Source organism: Streptococcus sp. HMSC071D03, assembly GCF_001812125.1.
GTDB classification, from domain to species: Bacteria; Bacillota; Bacilli; order Lactobacillales; family Streptococcaceae; genus Streptococcus; species Streptococcus pseudopneumoniae_N.
The window spans coordinates 34,621-34,893 of the sequence record NZ_KV807807.1 but is presented as its reverse complement, the minus strand read 5'-3'; the positions used below and the strand labels follow the sequence as shown (position 1 = coordinate 34,893).

Here is a 273-nt window from a genome sequence, read left to right as displayed (position 1 = left end):
TGCTTTACTATGACGTAGATAGCTCTGACGAACTTAACCAAGAAAAACAAGCTTACATCGAACGCATTGGTTCTGAGTGTGTGGCTGAAGATATTCCATTCTTCCTTGAAATTCTTGCTTACGACGAAAAGATTGCTGATGCAGGTTCTGCAGAATACGCTAAAGTAAAACCACACAAGGTTATCGGTGCTATGAAGGTCTTCTCTGACCCACGTTTCAATATCGATGTCTTGAAAGTGGAAGTTCCAGTTAACGTGAAATACGTTGAAGGCT

General features: G+C 41.0%; 1 pseudogene. It reads left to right on the top strand.

Going from position 1 to position 273, the window contains the following annotated elements:
* Nucleotides 1-273: pseudogene (locus HMPREF2837_RS09370) on the top strand (tagatose-bisphosphate aldolase); the annotation flags it as partial.